The sequence below is a fragment of the Pseudomonas laurylsulfatiphila genome, from assembly GCF_002934665.1.
GTDB lineage: Bacteria > Pseudomonadota > Gammaproteobacteria > Pseudomonadales > Pseudomonadaceae > Aquipseudomonas > Aquipseudomonas laurylsulfatiphila.
Genome location: NZ_NIRS01000003.1, coordinates 700707 through 724684 on the forward strand (window position 1 = coordinate 700707; position 23978 = coordinate 724684).

The 23978-nt window shown below is 59.6% G+C and carries 22 protein-coding genes; 8 read left to right on the plus strand and 14 right to left on the minus strand.

The features are described 5' to 3' along the window. Positions 1 to 35: 35 nt before the first annotated feature. Complete coding sequence (locus tag CD175_RS13640) at positions 36 to 326, minus strand: PlzR type 4 pili assembly inhibitor (RefSeq protein WP_104449295.1); 291 nt, start codon at positions 324 to 326, stop codon at positions 36 to 38. A gap of 404 nt (positions 327 to 730) precedes the next feature. On the opposite strand from CD175_RS13640, the gene argF reads away from it, so the two are divergent. Together argF and CD175_RS13650 are read left to right on the plus strand one after the other, a co-directional pair. After that, on the plus strand, positions 731 to 1651 hold the full coding sequence (argF, locus tag CD175_RS13645) for an ornithine carbamoyltransferase (protein ID WP_033047492.1): 921 nt from the start codon (positions 731 to 733) through the stop codon (positions 1649 to 1651). Continuing rightward, positions 1648 to 2757, plus strand: a complete 1110-nt coding sequence (locus CD175_RS13650) for an ABC transporter ATP-binding protein (RefSeq protein WP_104449296.1) — start codon at positions 1648 to 1650, stop codon at positions 2755 to 2757. The genes argF and CD175_RS13650 overlap by 4 nt, the downstream gene beginning before the upstream one ends. A 124-nt stretch (positions 2758 to 2881) precedes the next feature. Here CD175_RS13650 and CD175_RS13655 read toward each other — a convergent pair whose 3' ends face one another. Both CD175_RS13655 and ybaK read right to left on the minus strand, forming a co-directional pair. Then, entirely contained in the window at positions 2882 to 3664 is a 783-nt protein-coding gene (locus CD175_RS13655; protein ID WP_104449297.1) for a PhzF family phenazine biosynthesis protein, read from the minus strand. A gap of 94 nt (positions 3665 to 3758) precedes the next feature. Beyond that, positions 3759 to 4229: a Cys-tRNA(Pro) deacylase gene (gene ybaK, locus CD175_RS13660; RefSeq protein WP_007971306.1), complete on the minus strand. Its 471-nt coding sequence runs from the start codon at positions 4227 to 4229 to the stop codon at positions 3759 to 3761. 349 nt (positions 4230 to 4578) lie between these two features. Between ybaK and CD175_RS13665 the strand changes: the two genes are divergently transcribed. The 4 genes from CD175_RS13665 (at position 4579) to glpD (ending at position 9836) form a co-directional block, all read left to right on the plus strand. Then, on the plus strand, positions 4579 to 5430 hold the full coding sequence (locus CD175_RS13665; protein ID WP_104449298.1) for an MIP/aquaporin family protein: 852 nt from the start codon (positions 4579 to 4581) through the stop codon (positions 5428 to 5430). Positions 5431 to 5504: 74 nt separating this feature from the next. After that, positions 5505 to 7010 (plus strand): glycerol kinase GlpK, encoded by a 1506-nt coding sequence (gene glpK, locus CD175_RS13670; protein ID WP_104449299.1) that lies wholly within the window; start codon positions 5505 to 5507, stop codon positions 7008 to 7010. Between the two features lie 276 nt (positions 7011 to 7286). Then, positions 7287 to 8042, plus strand: coding sequence for a DeoR/GlpR family transcriptional regulator (locus CD175_RS13675; RefSeq protein WP_007971301.1), 756 nt, complete (start codon positions 7287 to 7289; stop codon positions 8040 to 8042). A gap of 255 nt (positions 8043 to 8297) precedes the next feature. Continuing rightward, on the plus strand, positions 8298 to 9836 hold the full coding sequence (gene glpD, locus CD175_RS13680; RefSeq protein WP_104449444.1) for a glycerol-3-phosphate dehydrogenase: 1539 nt from the start codon (positions 8298 to 8300) through the stop codon (positions 9834 to 9836). Between the two features lie 67 nt (positions 9837 to 9903). Here the strand turns inward: glpD and CD175_RS13685 are convergent, their stop codons facing one another. The 3 genes from CD175_RS13685 to CD175_RS13695 all read right to left on the minus strand — a co-directional run bounded on the left by CD175_RS13685 (position 9904) and on the right by CD175_RS13695 (position 13534). Then, entirely contained in the window at positions 9904 to 11010 is a 1107-nt protein-coding gene (locus CD175_RS13685; RefSeq protein ID WP_102698461.1) for an NADH:flavin oxidoreductase/NADH oxidase, read from the minus strand. A gap of 205 nt (positions 11011 to 11215) precedes the next feature. Continuing rightward, a complete protein-coding gene (gene recJ / locus CD175_RS13690; protein WP_104449300.1) occupies positions 11216 to 12925 on the minus strand; it encodes a single-stranded-DNA-specific exonuclease RecJ in 1710 nt (569 codons plus the stop codon). Positions 12926 to 12991: 66 nt separating this feature from the next. Next, positions 12992 to 13534, minus strand: a complete 543-nt coding sequence (locus tag CD175_RS13695) for a YaeQ family protein (protein WP_007971297.1) — start codon at positions 13532 to 13534, stop codon at positions 12992 to 12994. Positions 13535 to 13681: 147 nt separating this feature from the next. Between CD175_RS13695 and CD175_RS13700 the strand changes: the two genes are divergently transcribed. Then, entirely contained in the window at positions 13682 to 14881 is a 1200-nt protein-coding gene (locus CD175_RS13700) for a CaiB/BaiF CoA transferase family protein (protein WP_104449301.1), read from the plus strand. Then, a complete protein-coding gene (locus CD175_RS13705; RefSeq protein WP_104449302.1) occupies positions 14835 to 15797 on the plus strand; it encodes a TIGR02285 family protein in 963 nt (320 codons plus the stop codon). The genes CD175_RS13700 and CD175_RS13705 overlap by 47 nt, the downstream gene beginning before the upstream one ends. Positions 15798 to 15967: 170 nt before the next feature. On the opposite strand, the gene CD175_RS13710 is transcribed toward CD175_RS13705, so the two are convergent. From CD175_RS13710 to trmD, 8 genes are all read right to left on the minus strand, one after another. Then, complete coding sequence (locus CD175_RS13710) at positions 15968 to 16255, minus strand: DUF3509 domain-containing protein (protein ID WP_007971293.1); 288 nt, start codon at positions 16253 to 16255, stop codon at positions 15968 to 15970. Positions 16256 to 16416: 161 nt separating this feature from the next. Then, positions 16417 to 17772: a transporter substrate-binding domain-containing protein gene (locus CD175_RS13715; RefSeq protein WP_104449303.1), complete on the minus strand. Its 1356-nt coding sequence runs from the start codon at positions 17770 to 17772 to the stop codon at positions 16417 to 16419. A gap of 119 nt (positions 17773 to 17891) precedes the next feature. Beyond that, complete coding sequence (thrC, locus tag CD175_RS13720; RefSeq protein WP_007971289.1) at positions 17892 to 19301, minus strand: threonine synthase; 1410 nt, start codon at positions 19299 to 19301, stop codon at positions 17892 to 17894. Between the two features lie 109 nt (positions 19302 to 19410). Next, on the minus strand, positions 19411 to 20715 hold the full coding sequence (locus CD175_RS13725; protein ID WP_104449445.1) for a homoserine dehydrogenase: 1305 nt from the start codon (positions 20713 to 20715) through the stop codon (positions 19411 to 19413). Between the two features lie 133 nt (positions 20716 to 20848). Then, positions 20849 to 21580: a bifunctional protein-disulfide isomerase/oxidoreductase DsbC gene (gene dsbC, locus CD175_RS13730; RefSeq protein ID WP_007971283.1), complete on the minus strand. Its 732-nt coding sequence runs from the start codon at positions 21578 to 21580 to the stop codon at positions 20849 to 20851. 252 nt (positions 21581 to 21832) lie between these two features. Next, on the minus strand, positions 21833 to 22729 hold the full coding sequence (gene xerD, locus CD175_RS13740; RefSeq protein WP_104449304.1) for a site-specific tyrosine recombinase XerD: 897 nt from the start codon (positions 22727 to 22729) through the stop codon (positions 21833 to 21835). Between the two features lie 99 nt (positions 22730 to 22828). After that, on the minus strand, positions 22829 to 23179 hold the full coding sequence (rplS, locus tag CD175_RS13745) for a 50S ribosomal protein L19 (RefSeq protein WP_003175895.1): 351 nt from the start codon (positions 23177 to 23179) through the stop codon (positions 22829 to 22831). A gap of 45 nt (positions 23180 to 23224) precedes the next feature. Then, on the minus strand, positions 23225 to 23977 hold the full coding sequence (trmD, locus tag CD175_RS13750; RefSeq protein WP_007897583.1) for a tRNA (guanosine(37)-N1)-methyltransferase TrmD: 753 nt from the start codon (positions 23975 to 23977) through the stop codon (positions 23225 to 23227). Between the last annotated feature and the right edge of the window lies 1 nt (position 23978).

The window sequence follows — 23978 nt, forward strand, 5'->3', positions numbered from 1 at the left end:
CGAGGGTTATCAGGCCAGCCGATGGCCGCGCGGGTTCAGTTCGACGGCAGCCTGGGCGGTGCCTGCAACTGGATTTCCTGGAGGTTTTCGAACGCTCCGTGAGCAACATCGACACCGGTCAGTTCGCCAATCAGGCGCCAGTGCTCGTCGAGCCCGGCACTGATGGTGGCCATACGATCGATCATGTGACGGCCGGCAGCCCGGGTGACCTCGTCTTCGCTGCGCAACAACTCGAAGGACATCGTCGTCATCGAGGCGGTGAGGTGAGTCAGCGAGCGTGCCGTGAGGCCCAGTAGCTCCATTAACAGCTGTTCTTTCGATTCCATCGGGAAGCTTCCGCGTCACTCGAGATTTATTTATAACCCAGCACTTTGCATTAGCAAATATTTCAAGCTGGCGACACACGGCTCAAGACCTGGAACGGCAAGTCAGAAACCGACTGTCAGCGCACCATTGCCGCCCCGCCTGATTGCCAAGCCCCGAGAGGCCGGTGTACAAATGAACCGCTGCTTTCAGGAAACAGGCTTCAAAAGCGCTACCTCGGTGAACCCGTAGCACCTCTGAAACTCCCTAAAAACTGTAGCCCTATTGGTAAGACGCGACATTTAATTATAAGATCGCGCCTTCCCCTATTTCGTCGCCCCGTGCGGCTTACGCCGCAGGTCTCGCCCGTTGTTCCGTCAAACAAGGCTTTGAGCATCTGCGGTTTGTAGCAAAAAGGTAGTCAATGATGAGCGCAAGGCACTTTCTCTCCCTGATGGATTGCACGCCCGAAGAGCTGGTCAGCGTGATCCGTCGAGGCGTTGAGCTCAAGGACCTGCGTAACCGCGGCGTACTGTTCGAGCCTCTGAAAAACCGCGTCCTGGGGATGATTTTCGAGAAATCCTCGACCCGCACCCGGATCTCCTTCGAGGCCGGCATGATCCAGCTCGGCGGCCAGGCGATCTTCCTGTCGCCACGTGATACCCAACTGGGCCGTGGCGAGCCGATCGGCGACTGTGCCATCGTCATGTCGAGCATGCTCGACGCGGTGATGATCCGTACCTTTGCCCACAGCAACCTGACCGAATTCGCCGCCAACTCCCGCGTACCGGTGATCAACGGCCTGTCCGATGACCTACACCCGTGCCAGTTGCTGGCCGACATGCAGACCTTCCTCGAACACCGCGGCTCGATCCAGGGCAAGACCGTGGCCTGGATCGGCGATGGCAACAACATGTGCAACAGCTATATAGAAGCGGCGATACAGTTCGACTTCCAGTTGCGCGTTGCCTGCCCGGAAGGCTACGAACCCAACCCGGTGTTCCTGGCCAAGGCCGGCGATCGGGTCTCCATCGTTCGCGACCCGAAAGATGCCGTGCGCGGTGCACACCTGGTGAGCACCGACGTCTGGACCTCCATGGGCCAGGAAGAGGAAACCGCCAAGCGACTGCAGCTGTTCGCACCGTTCCAGGTCAACCGCGCCCTGCTCGACCTGGCCGCTGACGACGTGCTGTTCATGCACTGCCTGCCGGCGCACCGTGGCGAGGAAATCAGCGTCGACCTGCTCGACGACAAACGCTCGGTGGCCTGGGATCAAGCCGAAAACCGCCTGCATGCGCAAAAAGCCCTGCTCGAGTTCCTCGTCGAACCGGCGTATCACCACGCATGAGCCAGCCATTACTGCTTAACCTGCGCAACCTCGCCTGCGGCTATCAAGACCAGCGCGTGGTGCAGAACCTGAACCTGCATTTGAACGCCGGTGACATCGGTTGCCTGTTGGGCTCTTCCGGCTGCGGCAAGACCACCACACTGCGGGCGATTGCCGGTTTCGAACCGGTGCACGAAGGCGAAATCCAGCTGGCCGGCGAGACCATCTCCAGCGCCGGCTTCACCCTCGCCCCGGAGAAACGCCGCATCGGCATGGTGTTCCAGGACTACGCGCTGTTCCCGCACTTGAGCGTGGCCGACAACATCGCCTTCGGCATTCGCAAGCATCCGCAAAAGGATCGCGTCACCGAAGAGCTGCTGGAACTGGTCAACCTGAAAAACCTCGGCAAGCGTTTCCCCCACGAGCTTTCCGGTGGGCAGCAGCAGCGTGTCGCCCTGGCCCGCGCACTGGCGCCGGAACCGCAACTGCTGTTGCTCGACGAGCCGTTCTCCAACCTCGATGGCGAATTGCGCCGCAAGCTCAGCCATGAAGTACGCGACATCCTCAAGGCCCGTGGCACCAGCGCGATTCTGGTGACACACGACCAGGAAGAAGCCTTCGCGGTCAGCGACCACGTTGGCGTGTTCAAGGAAGGTCGACTGGAACAGTGGGATACGCCCTACAACCTGTATCACGAACCACTGACGCCCTTTGTAGCCAGCTTCATCGGTCAGGGCTATTTCATTCGCGGTCAGTTGAGCAGCCCGGAGTCGGTACAAACCGAGCTGGGTGAGTTGCGTGGCAACCGGGCTTACACCTGGCCGGTAGGCGGCGCCGTGGACGTGCTGCTGCGTCCGGACGATATCGTCTACGCACCGGACAGCACACTGAAGGCGCGAATCGCCGGCAAGACGTTCCTCGGTGCGTCGACCCTGTATCGCTTGCAGTTGCCGACAGGCGCGCAGTTGGAGTCGATCTTCCCGAGCCATGTCGATCGTCAGGTCGGGGCGGACGTGGGCATTCGGGTCGCGGCTGAACACCTGGTGCTGTTCCAGGCGTCCGGCAGCACGGCGGCACAGATTCCCGCTGTTGAATTGGGTGTCCGGCGCTACAGCGCGGCCAACTGATACACAAAAACCCTGTAGGAGCGAGCTTGCTCGCGAAAAACGTCTGGATAACGCGTTCATTCCGGTTGCACGCGTTATCGTTGTCGTCCATCGCGAGCAGGCTCGCTCCTACACTGGGTTTGCGTTAGCCCAGCATCAGCGTACCACTGGCAACCAACGTCGCATCCCCGCCGATCTTCACCCGCTCGCCTTCCAACCGGCAGAACAACTCCCCGCCCCGCGTCGAACGCTGACAAGCCGTCAGACTCGACTTGCCCAAACGCTTTGACCAGTACGGAATCAGAAGGCAATGGGTCGATCCGGTCACCGGGTCTTCATTGATGCCGATTGCCGGGGCGAAGTAACGGGAAACAAAATCGTGCTGCTCGCCCTGCGCCGTCACGATGGCGCCCAACCACGGCAGTTTTGCCAAGGCCACCATGTCCGGCTTGCAGTCGAGCACGGCTTGCTCCGACTCCAGCACCACGAACAGCTCATTCGAAGCCAGTACCTCGACAGCCTTCACGCCCAGTGCACGCTCGATGTCCGAGGTTATATTCACCGGCGACGCGTTGATCGACGGGAAATCCAGCCACAGTCGTCCATCCTCACGGGTCACGCTCAACGGGCCGGATTTGCAGGTGAAGTCCAGGCGCTCGACCGGCTCTTTATAGATTTCAAACAACACATGGGCACTGGCCAGTGTCGCGTGACCGCACAGTGGCACCTCGGTGGTCGGCGTAAACCAGCGGATGTGCCAGCCCTGCCCTTCGCGCACGACAAACGCCGTTTCGGCGAGGTTGTGCTCGGCGGCAATCTTCTGCATCAATTCATCGGCGAGCCAGCTATCGAGCCGATAGACCATCGCCGGGTTACCGCTGAATGGCTGATTGCTGAACGCGTCGACTTGATGAAACTCAAGCTGCATAACCTTCTCCCTTTGTCAGACCGCCGAGCATGCAGCGCCGACCGAACCGGCACCAGTGACAGAACCGGCTGATTTTCACCATACAGCGCTGCGCTCACGCACGGCCGATATCGGCAAACTTCGCCTGGGTGTGTTCGGCCAGCACGGCCGGCGCCAGTTCGACTTCCAGTCCACGCCGGCCGGCACTGACAAAAATGCTGGCGAAGGGCTGGGCCGAGTTATCAATGAAGGTACGCAAACGCTTTTTCTGCCCCAGCGGGCTGATCCCGCCCAACAGATAACCCGTAGAGCGCTGTGCTGCCGCCGGATCGGCCATTTCGACCTTTTTCACGCCGGCGGCATGGGCCAGCCCTTTCAAGTCCAGGCTGCCGACAACCGGCACTACAGCCACCAGCAACTCTCCTTTTTCGCTGGCCGCCAGCAAGGTCTTGAACACTTGCGCCGGGTCGAGCCCGAGTTTTTCCGCGGCTTCCAGACCATAGGAAGCGGCCTTCGGGTCATGTTCGTAACTGTGTACGCGATGTTCGGCTCGAACCTTTTTCAATAAATCCAATGCGGGGGTCATGGCAGCTCCAGACTGGGCAGCAGAAGAAAATACTGCGCCGGATTCTAGGACATTGATCATTAAAAGGCTCTACGGCGGCGCATCCATAACGCCATTGCCTGGCCATCCCGTTGCGCAATGATTCGTTCATTCATGCAACGAAAAGTTTTTTTGTGACTGACAGTTCACTTTCGACCTTTGACAGCAGCGTTTCTTGTCTATATTTTTTCGTTTCTGAAACTGTACGAAACGTCCTACCGCTGTACCCGGCAGTAAACCGCGACCAGGATGGGGATCCTGCCTCGGCGAAAAACGCGCGTTGACCATGTAGGCAAGAACGCGCCAGACAACAAAAAAAATTGAGGTTTCAATGACTACTGCTTTACAACAACCGTCGCTCTCGAGCCAATGCATGGCCGAGTTTCTGGGTACGGCGCTGCTGATCTTTTTTGGTACCGGTTGTGTTGCCGCGCTCAAGGTCGCGGGTGCCAGTTTTGGTTTGTGGGAAATCAGCATTATCTGGGGCGTCGGCGTCAGCATGGCGATCTACCTCACCGCCGGAGTTTCCGGGGCTCATCTGAACCCTGCCGTCAGCATTGCCTTGAGCATTTTCGCGGACTTCGAAAAACGTAAATTGCCTTTCTACGTACTCGCCCAAGTGGCGGGTGCCTTCTGTGGCGCGCTGTTGGTTTACACGCTCTACAGCAACCTATTCTTCGAATTCGAACAAACGCAGCACATGGTTCGTGGCACACAAGCCAGCCTTGAACTGGCCTCCGTGTTCTCCACCTTCCCGAATCCTGCGCTCACCACCGCCCAGGCATTTCTGGTGGAGGTGATCATTACGGCCATCCTGATGGGCGTGATCATGTCCCTGACCGACGACAACAATGGCCTGCCCAAAGGCCCGTTGGCACCGCTGCTGATCGGCCTGCTGATTGCGGTGATCGGTAGCTCGATGGGACCGCTTACCGGTTTTGCCATGAACCCTGCGCGGGACTTCGGCCCTAAAATGATGACTTTCTTCGCTGGCTGGGGTGAAATTTCCTTCACCGGCGGACGCGATATTCCGTACTTCCTGATTCCTGTTTTTGCACCGATTGTCGGTGCCTGCCTCGGCGCCGCCGCCTATCGCGGGCTGATTGCCCGCCACCTGCCCGGCTCCGTACCTGCTACAAAGGATGAAACACCGGCCATTGACGGCAAACCCAGAACGTCCTGATACCGTTGGCGCGTGCCCCTGCCCTTTGATCGCGCGCCAGACCTCACTCCCTTATTTCGTCCAAGGCAATCGACATGACCGACACACAGAATAAGAACTACATCATTGCCCTCGATCAGGGTACGACCAGCTCCCGCGCGATCATTTTCGACCGCGACGCGAACGTGGTCTGCACCGCCCAACGGGAGTTCGCCCAGCATTACCCGCAAGCCGGCTGGGTCGAGCATGACCCGATGGAGATCTTCGCCACCCAAAGCGCCGTGATGGTCGAAGCCCTGGCACAAGCCGGCCTGCACCACGACCAGGTAGCCGCCATCGGTATCACCAACCAGCGCGAAACCACCGTGGTGTGGGACAAGAACACCGGCCGCCCGATCTACAACGCCATCGTCTGGCAGTGCCGGCGCAGCACCGAGATCTGCCAGCAGCTCAAACGCGACGGCCACGAGCAATACATCAGCGACACCACCGGCCTGGTCACCGACCCCTACTTCTCCGGCACCAAGCTCAAGTGGATTCTCGATAACGTCGAAGGCAGCCGCGAACGTGCGCGCAACGGCGAACTGCTGTTCGGCACCGTCGACAGCTGGTTGATCTGGAAATTTACCGGCGGCAAGGTGCACGTCACCGACTACACCAACGCCTCGCGCACCATGCTCTTCAACATCCATACCCTGGAGTGGGACGCGAAGATGCTGGAGCTGCTGGATATCCCACGCGAAATGCTCCCGGAAGTTAAATCATCCTCAGAAATCTACGGCCACACCAAAAGCGGCATCGCCATCGGCGGTATCGCCGGTGACCAGCAAGCCGCTCTGTTTGGCCAGATGTGCGTCGAGCCAGGCCAGGCGAAAAACACCTACGGCACTGGCTGCTTCCTGCTGATGAACACCGGTGACAAAGCGGTGAAATCCAAGCATGGCATGCTGACCACCATCGCTTGCGGCCCTCGCGGCGAGGTGGCTTATGCACTGGAAGGCGCAGTGTTCAACGGCGGCTCCACCGTGCAATGGCTGCGTGACGAGCTGAAAATCATCAACGACGCCCACGACACCGAATACTTTGCCAACAAGGTCAAGGACAGCAACGGCGTGTACCTGGTGCCGGCCTTCACCGGACTTGGCGCACCGTACTGGGACCCGTACGCTCGTGGCGCATTGTTCGGTCTGACCCGCGGTGTACGCGTGGACCACATCATTCGCGCCGCGCTGGAGTCGATTGCCTACCAGACCCGCGACGTACTGGACGCCATGCAGCAGGACTCCGGGGAGCGCCTGAAAGCTCTGCGCGTGGACGGTGGCGCGGTGGCCAACAACTTCCTCATGCAATTCCAGGCCGACATCCTCGGCACGCAAGTCGAGCGCCCGCAAATGCGTGAAACAACAGCACTCGGCGCCGCTTACCTGGCAGGCCTGGCCTGTGGCTTCTGGGGCAGCCTGGAAGAGTTGCGTGGCAAGGCCGTGATCGAGCGCCGGTTCGAGCCGACGCTGGATGAAGGGGCGAAGGAAAAACTCTACGCCGGGTGGAAAAAAGCCGTCAGCCGTACCCGCGATTGGGCGGTTGAAGACGAGGCTGAATAAGCCAAGACACAGGCTCGTCTCTGTATGTCCAAACAGCGTGAAAACGTAGCGAGCGAAGGAAAGACAAGGCAAAAACAGGCGAGGACCGGCTGGGGTCGCACCCGACTTTACGAGGTTGTAAATGAGCAGTCCGAGCCTGTTTTTAACGCAGGATTTCTTGCGTAACGCCGAAGGCGCCCAGCACGAAAGTAGTTTTCACGTTGTTTGGTAACTGGTAGGGAGCGGATTCCTGCGTCATCATGGGCAAATTTTGCACGGCAGCCCAAAGGACGCCCCATGAATCTGCCTCCCCGTCAGCAGCAAATCCTCGAGCTGGTTCGCGAACGCGGCTATGTCAGTATCGAGGAAATGGCCACGTTGTTCGTCGTTACACCGCAGACCATCCGCCGCGACATCAATCAGCTCGCGGAAGCCAACCTGTTGCGTCGCTACCACGGTGGCGCCGCCTATGACTCCAGTGTCGAAAACACCGCCTACGCCATGCGCGCCGATCAGATGCGCGATGAAAAACAGCGTATCGGCGAAGCCATTGCCGCGCAGATTCCCGACCATGCCTCGTTGTTCATCAACATCGGCACCACCACCGAATCCATCGCCCGGGCACTGCTCAACCACAGTCACCTAAAGATCATCACCAACAACCTGCATGTGGCCTCCATGCTCAGCGCCAAGGACGACTTCGACGTGCTGCTGACCGGTGGCAACGTTCGTCGCGACGGCGGCGTGGTCGGTCAGGCCAGTGTCGACTTCATCAACCAGTTCAAGGTCGATTTCGCCTTGGTCGGCATCAGTGGTATCGATGAGGACGGTAGCCTGCTGGACTTCGACTATCAGGAAGTGCGGGTATCCCAGGCGATCATCGCCAATGCCCGACAAGTGATACTCGCAGCCGACTCCAGCAAGTTCGGACGCAACGCCATGATTCGCCTGGGACCGATCAGCCTGGTCGATTGCCTGGTCACCGATCAGCAGCCTTCCCCGGCGCTGGCGCAGCTGTTGAACCAGCACAAGGTTCGGTTAGAGGTCGTTTAACCCCCCCTTAAAAGATCGCAGCCTTCGGCAGCTCCTACAGAATTGAGTGCATCTGTAGGAGCTGCCGAAGGTTCGGGCCGCGTTAGGACGATCTTTTGCTTTTATGTTCGTAAATTTTCCTTTAACAGCCCTTCGATGAGTATTTTCAATCGAAGCTGACTGGCTACGCACCTCTTTATGGGCTAGTATTTTCGCAAATGAACATTAATGTTCGAATTCAAATACAGAACATCAAAGAATTCCGAGGCCGTGCCGATGCCCACTTCCACCTTGCCTACGCCCCCTCTCGCCGAGATCTACGATATCGCCGTCATCGGTGGCGGGATCAATGGCGTGGGGATCGCAGCAGATGCCGCCGGTCGCGGTCTCTCGGTGTTCCTTTGCGAAAAGGATGACCTGGCCAGCCATACTTCGTCGGCCAGCAGCAAGTTGATCCACGGCGGTCTGCGCTACCTCGAACATTACGAATTTCGCCTAGTGCGTGAAGCCCTGGCCGAGCGTGAAGTGCTGTTGGCCAAGGCACCGCACATCGTCAAGCAAATGCGTTTCGTGTTACCGCACCGCCCGCACCTGCGCCCGGCATGGATGATCCGCGCCGGGCTGTTTCTCTATGACAACCTGGGCAAGCGCGAGCAACTCCAGGGTTCGAAAAGCCTGAAGTTCGGCCCCGACAGCGCGCTGAAAAGCGAGATCACCAAGGGTTTCGAATACTCCGATTGCTGGGTCGACGACGCGCGCCTGGTGGTGTTGAACGCCATGGCCGCCCGGGAACAAGGTGCCCACGTTCACACCCAAACCCGTTGCGTCAGCGCGCGCCGCACCAAGGGCCTATGGCACCTGCACCTGGAACGCAGCGATGGCAGCCTGTTTTCGATTCGCGCCAAGGCATTGGTCAATGCGGCCGGGCCATGGGTCGCCAGGTTCATTCGCGACGACCTGAAGATGGAATCGCCTTACGGCATCCGCCTGATCCAGGGCAGCCACCTGATCGTGCCGAAGCTGTATGAAGGCGAACACGCGCACATCCTGCAAAACGAAGATCAGCGCATCGTGTTCACCATTCCGTACCTGAACCACTTCACCCTGATCGGCACCACCGACCGGGAGTACACCGGCGATCCGGCTGCCGTTGCGATCACCGACGGCGAAACCGATTACTTGCTGAACGTGGTCAACGCCCATTTCAAAAAGCAGATCGGCCGCGACGACATCCTGCACAGCTATTCCGGTGTGCGCCCGCTGTGCAACGACGAATCCGACAACCCGTCGGCCGTGACCCGCGATTACACCCTGGCGCTGTCTGGCACTGGCGAAGAAGCCCCGTTGCTGTCGGTGTTCGGTGGCAAGCTCACCACTTACCGTAAGCTCGCCGAGTCGGCGCTGGCGCAACTGGCACCCTACTTCAAGCACATCAAGCCAAGCTGGACCGCCAGCGCCACGCTGCCGGGCGGTGAAGACATGACCACCCCGCAAGCCTTGAGCTCGCGTATCCGCGACAAGTTTGACTGGGTACCGAGCGAGATCGCTCGCCGCTGGGCCACCACCTACGGCAGCCGTACCTGGCGCATGCTCGAAGGTGTACAGGACCTCAGCGACATGGGAGAGCATATCGGCGGCGGCCTCTACACTCGCGAAGTCGACTACCTGTGCAGCGAGGAATGGGCCACCAGCGCCCACGACATCCTCTGGCGTCGCAGCAAGCTCGGCTTGTTCACGACAGTAGCCGAGCAGGACAAGCTCAAGGACTACCTGAACCAGGTCGAACAGAACCGCAGCAAGATCGAAGCGGCCTGATCGGTCACCGGTATAAACAAAAGCCCCTGGATCTCGCGATTCAGGGGCTTTTGCTTATCAATGGATTTCAGTCGCGCAAATCCGATTCGTGAATCGGCTGCTCACGGTGAGTCGCCCGCTGGTACTGCGCCGGCCACACGGCCTTGTGCCCGCCCAGATCATCATCGGCGTGCAGCGCCCAGTACGGATCGCGCAACAACTCACGGGCCAGGAAGATGATGTCCGCCTGGCAGGTGCGCAGGATGTGTTCGGCCTGGGCCGGCTCGGTGATCATGCCGACCGTGCCGGTGGCCATGCCCGACTCCTTGCGCACACGTTCGGCGAAGCGGGTCTGGTAACCGGGGCCTGTGGGAATTTCGGCATTCACCGCCGTTCCGCCCGATGAGACGTCGATCAGGTCCACGCCCAAGGCTTTGAGGCGACGTGCCAGTTCCACGGTTTCATCGGGATTCCAGCCGTCTTCGACCCAGTCGGTGGCCGACACCCGGACAAACACCGGCAACTCTTCAGGCCAAACCGCACGTATCGCTTCGGTGACTTGCAGCACCAGCCGAATGCGATTTTCGAACGAACCGCCATATTGATCGCGACGCTGATTGCTCAACGGCGACAGGAACTGATGCAGCAGGTAGCCATGGGCGGCATGCACTTCGACCACCTTGAAACCGGCCGTCAGCGAGCGCTTTGCCGCATCGACAAAGGCCTGGATCACTTGGGCGATCTCTTCGTCATCCAGTTGTCTGGGTTGAGTGTGCTGTGGGTCGAACGCAATCGGTGAAGGTCCGACCGGCACCCAGCCGCCCTCGTCGGGTTTGACGCTGCCGTGCTTGCCAAGCCATGGCCGGTAGGTACTGGCCTTGCGCCCGGCATGGGCCAGTTGAATGCCGGCAACGCCGCCCTGGGCGTTGATGAAGCGGGTGATACGTTGCAAGGGTTCGATCTGCTCGTCATTCCACAGACCGAGGTCCTGAGCCGTGATACGCCCGTCGGCGGTGACCGCCGTGGCTTCGGTAAACACCAGCCCGGCCCCGCCGACAGCGCGGCTGCCGAGGTGGACCAGGTGCCAGTCATTGGCCAGGCCGTCGGCACTGGAATACTGGCACATCGGCGATACCGCGATGCGGTTGGGCAGGGTCAATTGGCGAAGGGTAAAGGGTTCAAGCAGCAGACTCATGGGGCACCTCTCGAATCAGTGGGCAGGCTCCAGGTTCTGTTTGAATAGTCGACGAGTGACAGGAAAAAGGTACAACACCCGCCCCCGCGGGCAAAAAATTCGACAAAACGTCACAAGACCAAAATCAAGCAGTGATTAGAGCCTAGTCGACATCGAGGGATGTCGCCCCCTTGTAGGAGCGAGCTCGCTCCTACAAGGGGTGGGTTCAACGCGGTTCGATGTGGGCAATCAGCAGTTGAACCGTCTCGTTGCCACGAAACTCGTTGAGGTCGAGCTTGTAGGCCAGTTCCACCCACTTGATGGTCGGATTCGGCCAGATGTCGCGGTCGATCCCGAAGGCAATGCCGTCGAGTTTCACCGAACCACATTCACTTTTGAGCACCACTTTGAGGTGCCGTTCGCCCACCACGCGCTGCTCGACCAACTGGAACACACCATGAAACAACGGTTCCGGGAAGTGCTGCCCCCAAGGGCCGGCATGCCGCAGGGCGCGGGCCAGTTCCAGGTGAAACTCTTCCACTGCCAGGGTGCCGTCCGACAACAAGCGGCCAGTCAGGTCTTCTTCGCGCAGTTGCCGGCGCACTTCAGCGTCAAAGGCCTCGGCGAACAAGGGGAAATTCGCTTCCGGCAGCGTCAGGCCAGCCGCCATTGCGTGGCCACCATACTTGGTGATCAGATTCGGATGCTGCGCCGCCACCACGCTCAGGGCGTCGCGGATGTGAAAGCCCTGGACCGAACGCCCAGAACCCTTGAGGAGGCCGTCACCGGCATCGGCAAAGGCGATGGTCGGGCGGAAATAACGCTCTTTCATCCGTGACGCGAGGATACCGATGACGCCCTGATGCCACTCGGGATCGAACAGGCACAAGCCGAACGGCATCGACTCCACCGGCAGATCCTTGAGCTGGGTCAGCGCTTCGCGCTGCATGCCCTGCTCGATGGATTTGCGATCCTGGTTCATGCCGTCCAGTTGAGCCGCCATCTCACGGGCCAGAGCTGCGTCTTCGGTCAACAGGCATTCGATGCCCAGGCTCATGTCATCCAGACGCCCTGCGGCGTTCAGGCGTGGACCGACGATGAAACCCAGGTCGGTGGAGGTGATGCGCGCGTGGTCACGCTTGGCCACCTCGAGGATCGCCTTGACTCCCGGCCGGGCACGTCCGGCGCGAATCCGCTCGAGGCCCTGATGCACCAGAATCCGGTTGTTGGCATCCAGCGGCACGACGTCGGCCACGCTGCCCAAGGCCACCAGATCGAGCAATTCGCCGATATTCGGCTGCGGCTTGCTGGCGTACCAGCCGAGCTCGCGCAAACGCGCACGCAGAGCCATCAGCACATAGAAAATCACCCCGACACCGGCCAGGGCCTTACTCGGAAACTCGCAACCTGGCTGGTTCGGATTGACGATGGCGTCGGCCAACGGCAGTTCGTCGCCGGGCAAGTGGTGATCGGTAACCAGCACCTTGAGCCCGGCCTTTTTCGCCGCTGCCACGCCTTCGACGCTGGAGATGCCGTTATCCACGGTAATCAGCAAATGTGGCTGGCGCTCCAGCGCGACCGCGACGATCTCCGGGGTCAGGCCGTAGCCGTAGTCGAAACGGTTCGGCACCAGATAATCGACATGCGCCGCCCCCAGCAAACGCAGCCCCAGCGTGCCCACGGTGCTCGCCGTTGCGCCGTCGGCATCGAAGTCGCCGACGATCAGAATGCGCTGGCGCTGTTCGAGCGCCGTCACCAGTAAATCCACGGCGGCATCAATGCCCTTGAGCTGCTGGAACGGAATCAGCCGCGCCAGGCTCTTGTCCAGTTCCGCCTCGGATTGCACGCCCCGCGCCGCGTACAGGCGGGTCAGCAGGGGCGGAATATCACCGAGGAATGGCAGGGTGTCGGGCAGCAGGCGAGGTTCGATGCGCATGGGGCGAAAGATGCTTCTCTTCAATACGTAGGATAAAACCGGGTGACGCGCTAGAGCGGCGAATAATCAGCCGCGCTCACCGGCCAGCCACTGCAACTGCACTTCGTGCTGACCACGGTCGTCGGTGACGAAGATCGTCCCTTCGCTGATCATCACATCCCACTTGATGACGCGTGGCATGTCTTTGGCCAGGGTCTCCAGGACTTCCTGAGGCACGGCAGCGATGTTGACGTTTTTCAGGTTTTTCACCGCGGGCACCACTTTGCCTTCCCACACACGCAGGCTGCCGTAGGCCAGCAGGCTGGTGCGCTCGGTGCGGCGCGAGCACCAGGTCAGGCGCTCGGCATCCGGCTGGCCGACTTCGATCCAGTGCAGGACGCGGTCATCCAGGCTTTTTTCCCACAAGGCCGGCTCATCCACTTCCGACAGACCACGGCCGAACGACAGCTGTTCGTTGTACCAGAGGGCGTAGGCCAGCAGGCGCACGGTCATGCGCTCCTCGGTTTCCGAAGGGTGACGGGCGATGGTCTGCTTCACGCTCTCATAGACGCTGCGGTCGAGGTCGGTGAGGTTCAGTTCAAACTTGTAGGTCGTGGACGGCTGGGCCATGAACGGGCTTCTTGATACGAGGAAAGGCGGCAAGTCTAACCGATGCGACGGGCAATCCACGAATTGAAGGTGATCAACCTGAAGCGCCTGACAGTCGGCTATGTTAAAACGCTGTATTCGCCCATCCCTTGTCCAGCAGGATCCCGCATGCCGTTCACCGCCAAACCGCTTTCCGGTCTGAAAGTCATCGAATTGGGTACCTTGATTGCCGGCCCGTTTGCTTCACGCATTTGCGCTGAATTCGGTGCCGATGTGATCAAGATCGAATCCCCGGACGGCGGTGATCCATTACGCAAATGGCGCAAATTGTATGAAGGCACTTCGTTGTGGTGGTTCGTCCAGGCGCGCAACAAAAAGTCCCTGACCCTCAATCTCAAGCACCCCGACGGTCAGGCGATCCTGAAACAGTTGCTCGGTGAAGCCGACATTCTGATCGAGAACTTTCGTCCCGGCGTCCTGGAAAAGCTCGGCCTGGGCTGGGACGTCCTGCACGCCTTGAACCCGAAACTGGTCATGGTGCGGCTGTCGGGTTTCGGCCAGACCGGCCCGATGAAAGATCAGCCCGGCTTTGGCGCGGTCGGCGAGTCCATGGGCGGTCTGCGCTACATCACCGGCTTCGAAGACCGGCCACCGGTGCGCACCGGCATTTCCATCGGTGACTCGATTGCCGCGCTCTGGGGCGTGATCGGTGCGTTGATGGCCCTGCGTCATCGCGAGGTCAACGGCGGCCAGGGGCAAGTGGTGGACGTGGCGCTGTATGAAGCCATCTTCGCCATGATGGAAAGCATGGTCCCGGAATTCGACGTGTTCGGCTTCATCCGCGAACGCACGGGCAATATCATGCCGGGCATCACCCCGTCCTCGATCCACACCAGCGCCGACGGCAAGCACGTGCAGATCGGCGCCAATGGCGACGCCATTTTCAAGCGCTTCATGCTGATCATTGGCCGGGAAGACCTCGCCAACGACCCTCTGCTTGCCAGCAACGATGGCCGTGATGCGCGGCGCGACGAGCTCTATGGCGTCATCGATCGTTGGGTCAATTCGCTGCCGCTGGACAGGGTGCTGGCGCTGCTCAATCAGGCCGACGTGCCGGCCAGCCGGATCTTCAGCGCCGAAGACATGTTCAATGACCCTCAGTACCTGGCACGTGAAATGTTCCTGCAGGCCAAACTGCCGGACGGTAAAGACTTCAAGATGCCGGGAATCGTGCCGAAACTCTCAGAGACACCCGGTGAATGTGAATGGGTCGGGCCACAACTGGGTGAGCACAACGCACAGGTACTCCAGGAACTTGGCTATGACGCGACGCAGATCGCACAGTTGCGCAAAGACGGAGCCATCTGAACTGAGGCGCCTGCCTGCATGGGTCATTCGGTACTGCCCGTTGCGCGCTGGCTGTGTGCTTTGCGTGCTGGCGACCTTGCTCATTGAACCGGTCCCGTCAGCCCTGGCGCAATCCAGGGAAACCCTGATCTGGCTCAAACGCGACCTGCCGCCGCTGACGATCTTCGACGGACCGAAAAAGGGCCAGGGTGTCATCGATCAACTGCTTCCTCTGTTGATTGCCGGCATGCCGCAGTACCAGCACAGCGTGATGAGGGTCAATCGCGCGCGCGGCCTGCAAATGCTTCACGAACCGTCCCTCGTCTGCGACACGGCGCTGAACTGGAGCAAGGAACGGGAACAGTGGATCGCCTTTTCCATCCCGGTCTTTCGTGCGATGAGCAATGGCCTGGCCGTGCGGCGCGTTGACCAGAAGGTACTGGCCCCCTTTATCAAGGATGGCGAAGTGGACCTCGCCGAGTTGCTCGCCAGCGGCAACGAAAAACTGGGGATCATCGCCGAACGCAATTACGGCGAGTACCTCGACGGGCTGCTCAAGCAAGCACCCGCCGACGTGCTGACGCCTCATTACGGCAACGACGCCTTGGGCAGCCTCCTGCAAATGCAGCGCCTTGGGCGTTTGCGCCTACTGTTGGGCTATCGTCCGGAAATCCGCTACCAGGCTTCGCTGCAAGGCATCGCCGAGGATGAATTGCAGTTCTATCCAATCCGTGGCACGGGCAAATACCTGTCCGGCTACATCGGTTGCACCGATACGCCAAAGGGCCGACAAGCCATTGCCGAAATCAATCAGGTGCTGCGCACCCTGCCCCGCGAGCGCCTGGACGAGGCCTATGCCGCCTGGCTGGATCCGCAAAGCCGCAGTGAATACCTGAAAGACACCAAGGCGTTTTTCGACAATCTGGCGCAGCCATGATCAATCACGGGCAAAAAGAAACCCCGAGAAGTGGGGAAACGACTCGGGGTTAAACGTGGTCTGCTTGGAGACCAGTAGCAGCAAGCTACAAGCACCGGAGCACAATGCTTGATCCTGCTGTTACAAAGTCTGACTGACCTGGGCGTGGGAAGGTTCCCACAAAAATCCGTTCAATTGCGGCTGGCCAGAAGCTTGTCCCGGGCAGCATTACGCAATGCCGCGATGACACAAGGCTCAAGGCGTCCTTCAGCGATCAGCACGTCGCGATGCAAACCGTCGACCACATCCGTCAGCAGGCGCTTGTCATTCAACTGGGCCTGATTGAATTCGCGCTCGACCACGGTCGCGCCGATAGCATTTTTCAGGGTCACCCGACATTCGCCACGAATGCCTGACGGGGTCAATGTAACCTGATACGGGCTCAGCGCCTCACCGAGCAACAGACTGATACTTTCCATCCCGATCACCACTCAATAGTCCGAAAACAACGTGCCTGGGGCATGCCTACAACAGATGACCGCTGGCCCGAGAAGAAAGTTCTGGCTACTGACCGCAGGCGAACCTGCCGTACAGTCAAGAGAGCATGCACGGTGAACATGACAGAGAAAAAACCCGGCCGTCACGTTTGTCGGGTACGCCGGGCGATGTCGGCCCAGCCTCCCAACAAGCCTTTCATCTGGCCATCCGCCGTGTAAAACGGCACTGTCCACTGGTAGATATTCCGGACACCCTCCTTGAACAGCAATTGACGTTCGAAGAAGCGCGTCCTGCGCGTACTCAACTGCTCCATCAGCTCGGCATGCAGCAGCTCCGCGGTTTGTCTGGGCATGACATCGACCTCGATCAACTGCCGCCCCTGCATCCGGTCAAAACGTGTCGACAAGGCGTCCTCATAACTTTTGTTGCACATGATCAAACGCCCTTGCAGGTCACGGACAAACATCGGGTCAGGCATGGCATCCATCAGGGCATGCTGGAATGCGAGCTGATCGCACAGGTTTCTTTGGGCCTCGACCCGCTGCCTGACGACCACCGCCAACCGCCGGTTCCAGAGCAGGGACAACAGGCCGAACAGGCTGAGCACAAACACGCCCCAGCAGACCCACTGGTCAAGCCGCTGCCAGAGGCCAGGCGCCTGTGCCGTGGTAGCGCCACCGAACCACTTGCGGCGAAGATCGCGCAGCTCCTGAGCAGGAAAAGCCTCGAGCGCCTTGTTGAGGATGCTCAGCAACTGCGGCTGACCTTTGCGCACCGCCAGATAATCCGCATCCCATTTGTCCGGCACCGCAGCTCCGATCTGTAGCCGGCCCGACGGAAAAAACTGGGCGCCGATTTCGCTTTCGATGGTGGCATAGGCGTCTCCGCTTTCAACCCAGGCACGGGCTTCGGCGTAGGTCTTGACCGAACGCAATTCGATGGACGGAAAATCGCGACGGATCATCGCTTCCAGTGCATGCCGGGCCGGCAGCACCAGTACCCGCTTCGCCAGATCCTCTAGCGACTGCACCGGCGGTGCCCCGGCCAACCCGACAAAGGCCCATCCTGCACCACCGTACGCATGGCTGAAATCGAGAAACGCCCGGCGTTCGTCATTCATTGACAGCGTGGTGCTCAAATCCGCCGCGCCGCTTTCCAGACGAGCCAGCATCTGATCAACGGAAAAAGACTCTTCGTAAACGAACTGCAACCCCGTCATGTCACTGATGCGCTTGAGCAGGTCACTGTTCAGGCCCGTCCATTGACCCTGCTCATCCTTGAAATGATACAACGGGTATTCCAGTGCCGTGACCACGACCCGTGGATGGCTGGCTATCCACTGCTGCTCCTGGTCATCCAGCACGACCGCTGAACGTGCAACAGTCTTCCCACGCTCCTGAATCGATGCAGGGCTTGCCCCTCCCCATTCGGCGACTCCCACAATGCCGAATAAAACCAGCCAGCGCGCGACTGGCTTGAACACACTTGTAAACCGCATTCCCATGTCCTTGGTGATCCACTCGCCTGTCCCTTCGCGGCGAGAACACGACAAGTGTGCATGCAGAAATGAAAAAGCCCGTCAGGAGACGGGCTTCAAAATGTAACAGCGCTGACCGGTTACAGCGGCTTGCCACGGTTGCCATGCTGACTGACAAAGGCCTGCACGGCCTTCAGGTCATTTGGCAATACGGTGCAACGTTCGTCTCGTTCAAACAAATCAGAAAGATGCACAGGCAGTTCGAGTGCTTTTCCTACACCGGCTTTTTCCACGGCGTCCGGGAATTTGACCGGGTGGGCGGTGCCCAGGATCACCATTGGAATGTCCAGGCTACGACGGCATTCGCGTGCAGCTTTCACCCCGATGGCCGTGTGCGGGTCGAGCACTTCACCGGTCTGCTCGTAGACTTCGGCGATGGTTTCGCAGGTTTGCGCGTCATCCACGGCCAGCGAGTCGAACAACTTGCGGGCTTCGGTCCAGCGTTCTTGCTCGACGCTGAAACCGCCGCCTTGCTTGAACGAATCCATCAGTCCGGCGATTGCCGCGCCGTTGCGGCCATGCAGGTCGAACAGCAGGCGTTCGAAGTTCGACGACACCATGATGTCCATGGACGGCGACAGCGTGGCGTGCAGGGTTTCCTTGACGTACTGGTTGCCGCTCATGAAGCGGTGCAGGATGTCGTTGCGGTTGGTGGCGACGATCAACTGGTTGATCGGCAGGCCCATGTTGCGTGCCAGGTAACCGGCGAAGATGTCGCCGAAGTTGCCGGTCGGCACCGAGAACGCCACCGAGCGCGCCGGGCCGCCCAACTGCAGGGCTGCGTGGAAGTAGTAAACGATCTGGGCCATGATCCGCGCCCAGTTGATCGAGTTCACGGCGACCAAGCGAGTGCCCTTGAGGAAGCCTTGGTCGGCAAAGCTGGCCTTGACCATTTCCTGGCAGTCATCGAAGTTGCCTTCGATGGCGATGTTGTGGATGTTTTCACCGAAGATGGTGGTCATCTGCCGACGTTGCACCTCGGACACGCGATTGTGCGGGTGCAGGATGAAGATGTCGACGTTTTCGCAGTGCTTGCAGCCTTCGATGGCAGCCGAACCGGTGTCACCGGAGGTGGCACCGACGATCACCACACGCTCGCCGCGCTTTTCCAGCACGTAGTCGAGCAGGCGACCAAGCAGTTGCAGGGCGAAGTCCTTGAACGCCAGGGTCGGGCCGTGGAACAGCTCCAGCACCCATTCGTTGCCGTTCAGCTGGCGCAGCGGCGCAACGGCGCTGTGGGCGAATACACCGTAGGTTTCTTCAAGGATCTTTTTGAAATCGGCATCCGGAATACTGCCGGTAACAAACGGGCGCATGACGCGGAAGGCCAGCTCGTGATACGGCAGGCCGGCCCAGGAAGCGATTTCCTCCTGGGTGAAACGTGGCAGGTTTTCCGGGACGTACAGACCGCCGTCGGTGGCAAGGCCTGCCAGCAGGACGTCTTCGAAATTCAGGGCCGGTGCCTGGCCGCGGGTACTGATGTAGCGCATAAGGGCAAACCTTCGGTTTGGGCTTCAAGCCTCAAGCTCCAAGCTGCAAGTAAAAGCCTATCTGCCTTTGACTTGCCGCTTGAAGCTTGCAGCTTGCCGCTGCTTTTAATTAATTCAGGTGCTCGACACGGATCCGAACAACCGGACCGACCACACCCGCCAAGGCTTCCAAAGCAGCGATGGCATCGTTGATGTGCTGTTCCAGCACGCGGTGGGTCAGCAGGATCATCGGCACCAGGCCGTCGTGCTCCTCGGCTTCCTTCTGCATGATCGACTCGATGTTGATGCCGCGCTCCGAGAGGATGCTCGCGACCTGAGCCAATACGCCCGGATGGTCCTTGGCCTGAATGCGCAGGTAATAGGCGCTTTCACAGGCTTCGATCGGCAGGATCGGGTGAGCCGACAGCGAATCCGGCTGGAACGCCAGGTGCGGTACACGGTTCTCTGGGTCAGATGTCATGGCGCGAACCACGTCCACCAGGTCGGCGATCACCGACGAAGCAGTCGGCTCCATGCCGGCGCCAGCGCCGTAGAACAGGGTCGAACCGGCAGCATCGCCATTGACCATCACCGCATTCATCACGCCGTTGACATTGGCGATCAGGCGATCGGCCGGGATCAGCGTCGGGTGCACGCGCAGTTCGATACCGGCCGCGGTGCTGCGCGCCACGCCCAGGTGCTTGATGCGGTAGCCCAGCGCTTCGGCGTAGTTCACGTCAGCGGTGGTCAGCTTGGTGATGCCTTCGGTGTAGGCCTTGTCGAATTGCAGCGGGATGCCGAACGCGATGGAGGCCAGGATCGTCAGCTTGTGAGCAGCGTCGATCCCCTCAACGTCGAAGGTCGGATCGGCTTCGGCGTAACCCAGAGCCTGGGCTTCGGCCAATACGTCCTCGAAGGTGCGACCCTTCTCGCGCATTTCCGTCAGGATGAAGTTGCCGGTGCCGTTGATGATGCCGGCCACCCAGTTGATACGGTTGGCGGACAGGCCTTCGCGGATCGCCTTGATCACCGGAATGCCACCGGCCACCGCCGCTTCGAACGCAACGATCACGCCTTTCTCGCGTGCCTTGGCGAAAATTTCATTACCGTGAACAGCAATAAGTGCCTTGTTCGCGGTGACCACATGCTTGCCATTCTCGATGGCCTTGAGTACCAGCTCGCGGGCAACGGTGTAGCCGCCCATCAGCTCTATAACGATGTCGATCTCAGGGTTCGTGGCCACTTCGAAGACATCGCTGGTAATCGCAATACCGGTCGTTTGGAACTGAGGCTTTGGCGTGCGAATGGCAATTTGTGCCACTTCGATCCCACGCCCGGCACGACGAGCAATTTCCTCGGCGTTGCGCTGAAGTACGTTGAAGGTACCGCCACCGACGGTCCCTAACCCACAGATGCCTACTTTGACCGGTTTCACTGTGAACTCCCCATAAAACGGCCGACTCAAGGCCGGCCGTGAAAACAGCCGCATGCTCGCGGCTCTCTATTAATGGCCCGGCGATGTCGCTGCCGGACCATGATCGTCAATGGCTGCCCGTGACGATGCGAATTTACTTCGCGCCCAGCGCCAGTTTGGCGACTTGTGGCGCAGGCTGGTAGCCCGGAATGACCTGTCCGTCGGCCAAAACGATGGCCGGCGTGCCGTTCACGCCGATCGACTGGCCGAGAGCGAACTGCTTGGAAACCGGGTTATCGCACTTGGCGGCCTTGATTTCCTTGCCATCGACCATTTTGTCCATGGCCGCTTTCTTGTCTTTCGAGCACCACACAGCTTGCAGTTGCTCGTCACCCGGCGAGCCCAGGCCCTGACGCGGGAACGCGACGTAACGCACTTCGATGCCGCGCTTGTTCAGCTCCGGCACTTCGGCGTGGAGCTTGTGGCAGTACGGGCAGGTGGTATCGGTGAACACGGTGATGTGCGACTTGGTTTCGCCAATGGCCGGGTACACCACGGTTTCTGCAACCGGAATATCGTTGATCAGCTTGGAGATGCCCAGGCGCTCGGTCTTCTCGGTCAGGTTGACCGGCTTGCCGTCCTTGAGATCGAACAGGTAGCCCTGCACCACGTACTGGCCGTCGGCGCTGGCGTACAGCACACGGCTGCCCTTGAGCTTGACTTCGTACAGGCCCGGCAACGGACTGGCGGTGATGGTCTCTACCGGCACTTCGAGCTGGAGGTTTTCCAGGCTTTTACGAATGGCTTTGTCGGCCGCGTCATCGGCGACGGCAAAGGTGCTGACCAACGCAATGGCTGCGGCGGCGAAAATCTGGGTCAGACGCATGAGAACTCCTGAAGGCGAACATATGGGACGATCAGAACGCCCGTGCCGAAACACCGGGTCATAACCGCCCATCGTGCAAACCGGCCAAGCCTATCACATAAGGTTCGCATGACCGAATGCGCCTGACGCAAGACATTTTGACCTCGACGCATGAGGCTCCCTGTAGGAGCTGCCGAAGGCTGCGATCTTTTGATCTTAAAAAAACAAATCAAAAGATCGCAGCCTTCGGCAGCTCCTACAGGGGGAACACGGTCATCCGCGCGGATGGTGTTTTGCGTGAAGGTCTTGCAAGCGGGCGCGGGCGACGTGTGTGTAAATCTGGGTGGTCGACAGATCGCTGTGACCAAGGAGCATCTGCACCACCCGTAAATCGGCGCCGTGGTTTAGCAAGTGTGTGGCAAAAGCGTGCCGCAACGTGTGCGGCGACAGCGACTTGCCGATCCCCGCCACCTTGGCCTGGTGCTTGATCCGATGCCAGAAGGTCTGGCGGGTCATCTGCTCGCCACGCTGACTCGGGAACAACACATCGCTGGGACGCCCCCCAAGCAGTTCGCTGCGGGCCTCACGCAAGTAGCGCTCGACCCAGACAATCGCCTCCTCGCCCATCGGCACCAACCGCTCCTTGCTGCCCTTGCCCATCACGCGCAGCACCCCCTGGCGCAGGTTGACCTGTTCCAGGGTCAGGCTGATCAGCTCCGTCACCCGCAGACCACAGGCATAAAGCACTTCGAGCATCGCCCGGTCACGCTGGCCGATGGCTTCGCTGAGGTCGGGTGCAGCCAACAGCGCGTCAACGTCAGCTTCCGACAAGGATTTGGGCAATGGCCTACCCAGTTGCGGCATATCGATGCGCAGGGTCGGATCGACGACGATCAGCTTTTCCCGCAGCAGATAGCGATAGAAGCCACGCACGCCAGAGAGAAACCTTGCCGTTGAACGGGGCTTATAGTTTTGCTCCAGGCGCCAGGCCAGGTGATCGAGGATCAATTCGCGTCCGGCGTTGATCGGCTCCAGGCCTTTTTCCTGCAGCCAGCCATTGAACAGAGCCAGGTCACTGCGATAGGCATCGCGGGTGTTGTCGGAAAGTCCTTTCTCCAGCCAGAGAGCGTCGAGGAACTGGTCTATCAGGGGATGATCAATGGCGGGCATAAAGGCTCAGGCAAGACCGATAACACGGTCAACGAAGATAAATCGCAGGCAACAAAAAAGCAGCCCGCAGGCTGCTTTTTTTTGCATCGGAAGCTGGACTTAAGCCAGTTTTTCCTTGATGCGAGCTGCTTTACCCGACAGGTCGCGCAGGTAGTACAGCTTGGCTTTACGTACGTCACCGCGACGCTTGACAGCCATGCTGTCGATTTGCGGGGAGTAGGTCTGGAAAGTACGCTCTACGCCAACACCGTTGGAGATTTTACGAACGGTGAATGCACTGTTTACGCCGCGGTTACGCTTGGCGATAACAACACCTTCGAACGCTTGCAGACGCGAACGGTCGCCTTCCTTCACTTTCACCTGAACGACAATGGTGTCGCCCGGGGCAAAGGTAGGGATCTCTTTGGTCATCTGCTCTGCTTCGAGTGCAAGGATGATTTTGTTAGTCATGCTGTGCTCCTAAGGTAAATCGTCGGATCTACCATCGATACGTTGTTAACTATCGTCCCGCTCGCGGATGTATTCCTCGAGCAGCTTCTTCTCTTCTCCAGAAAGCGAGCGGCTTTCCAGAAGATCGGCGCGTCGTTCAAAGGTCCGACCAAGGGACTGCTGTAAACGCCAACGCCGGATGTGCGCGTGATTGCCACTTAGCAATACGTCGGGAACACGCTGATCCGCATACACCTCCGGTCGGGTGTAGTGCGGGCAATCCAGCAAACCATCCGTAAAGGAATCTTCCTCGGCGGAGTCCGCATGCCCTAAAGCTCCAGGCAGCAGTCGTGTAACCGCATCGATCAGGACCATCGCCGGCAGCTCGCCGCCAGACAGTACATAGTCGCCAATCGACCACTCTTCATCGACATGAGCATCAATAAAACGCTCGTCAATGCCTTCATAGCGGCCGGCAATCAGGATCAATGCATCCAGATTCGCCAACTCGCGTACCGCCGACTGAGTCAGCTGGCGGCCTTGGGGCGACAGGTAAATTACCTTCGCCGCCTCCCCGGCTGCTGCCTTGGCCTGAACCAGAGCATCTTCCAGGGGCTTGATCTTCATCACCATGCCCGGACCACCGCCAAACGGGCGATCGTCCACAGTGTGATGTCGATCCGTCGTGTAGTCTCGCGGATTCCAACAGGTGAGCTGCAAGAGCCCCTGTTTCACCGCACGACTGGTGATGCCGTACTCGCTGATGGCAGAGAACATCTCGGGAAACAGACTGATCACTTCTACGCGCAAGTTAGCCACG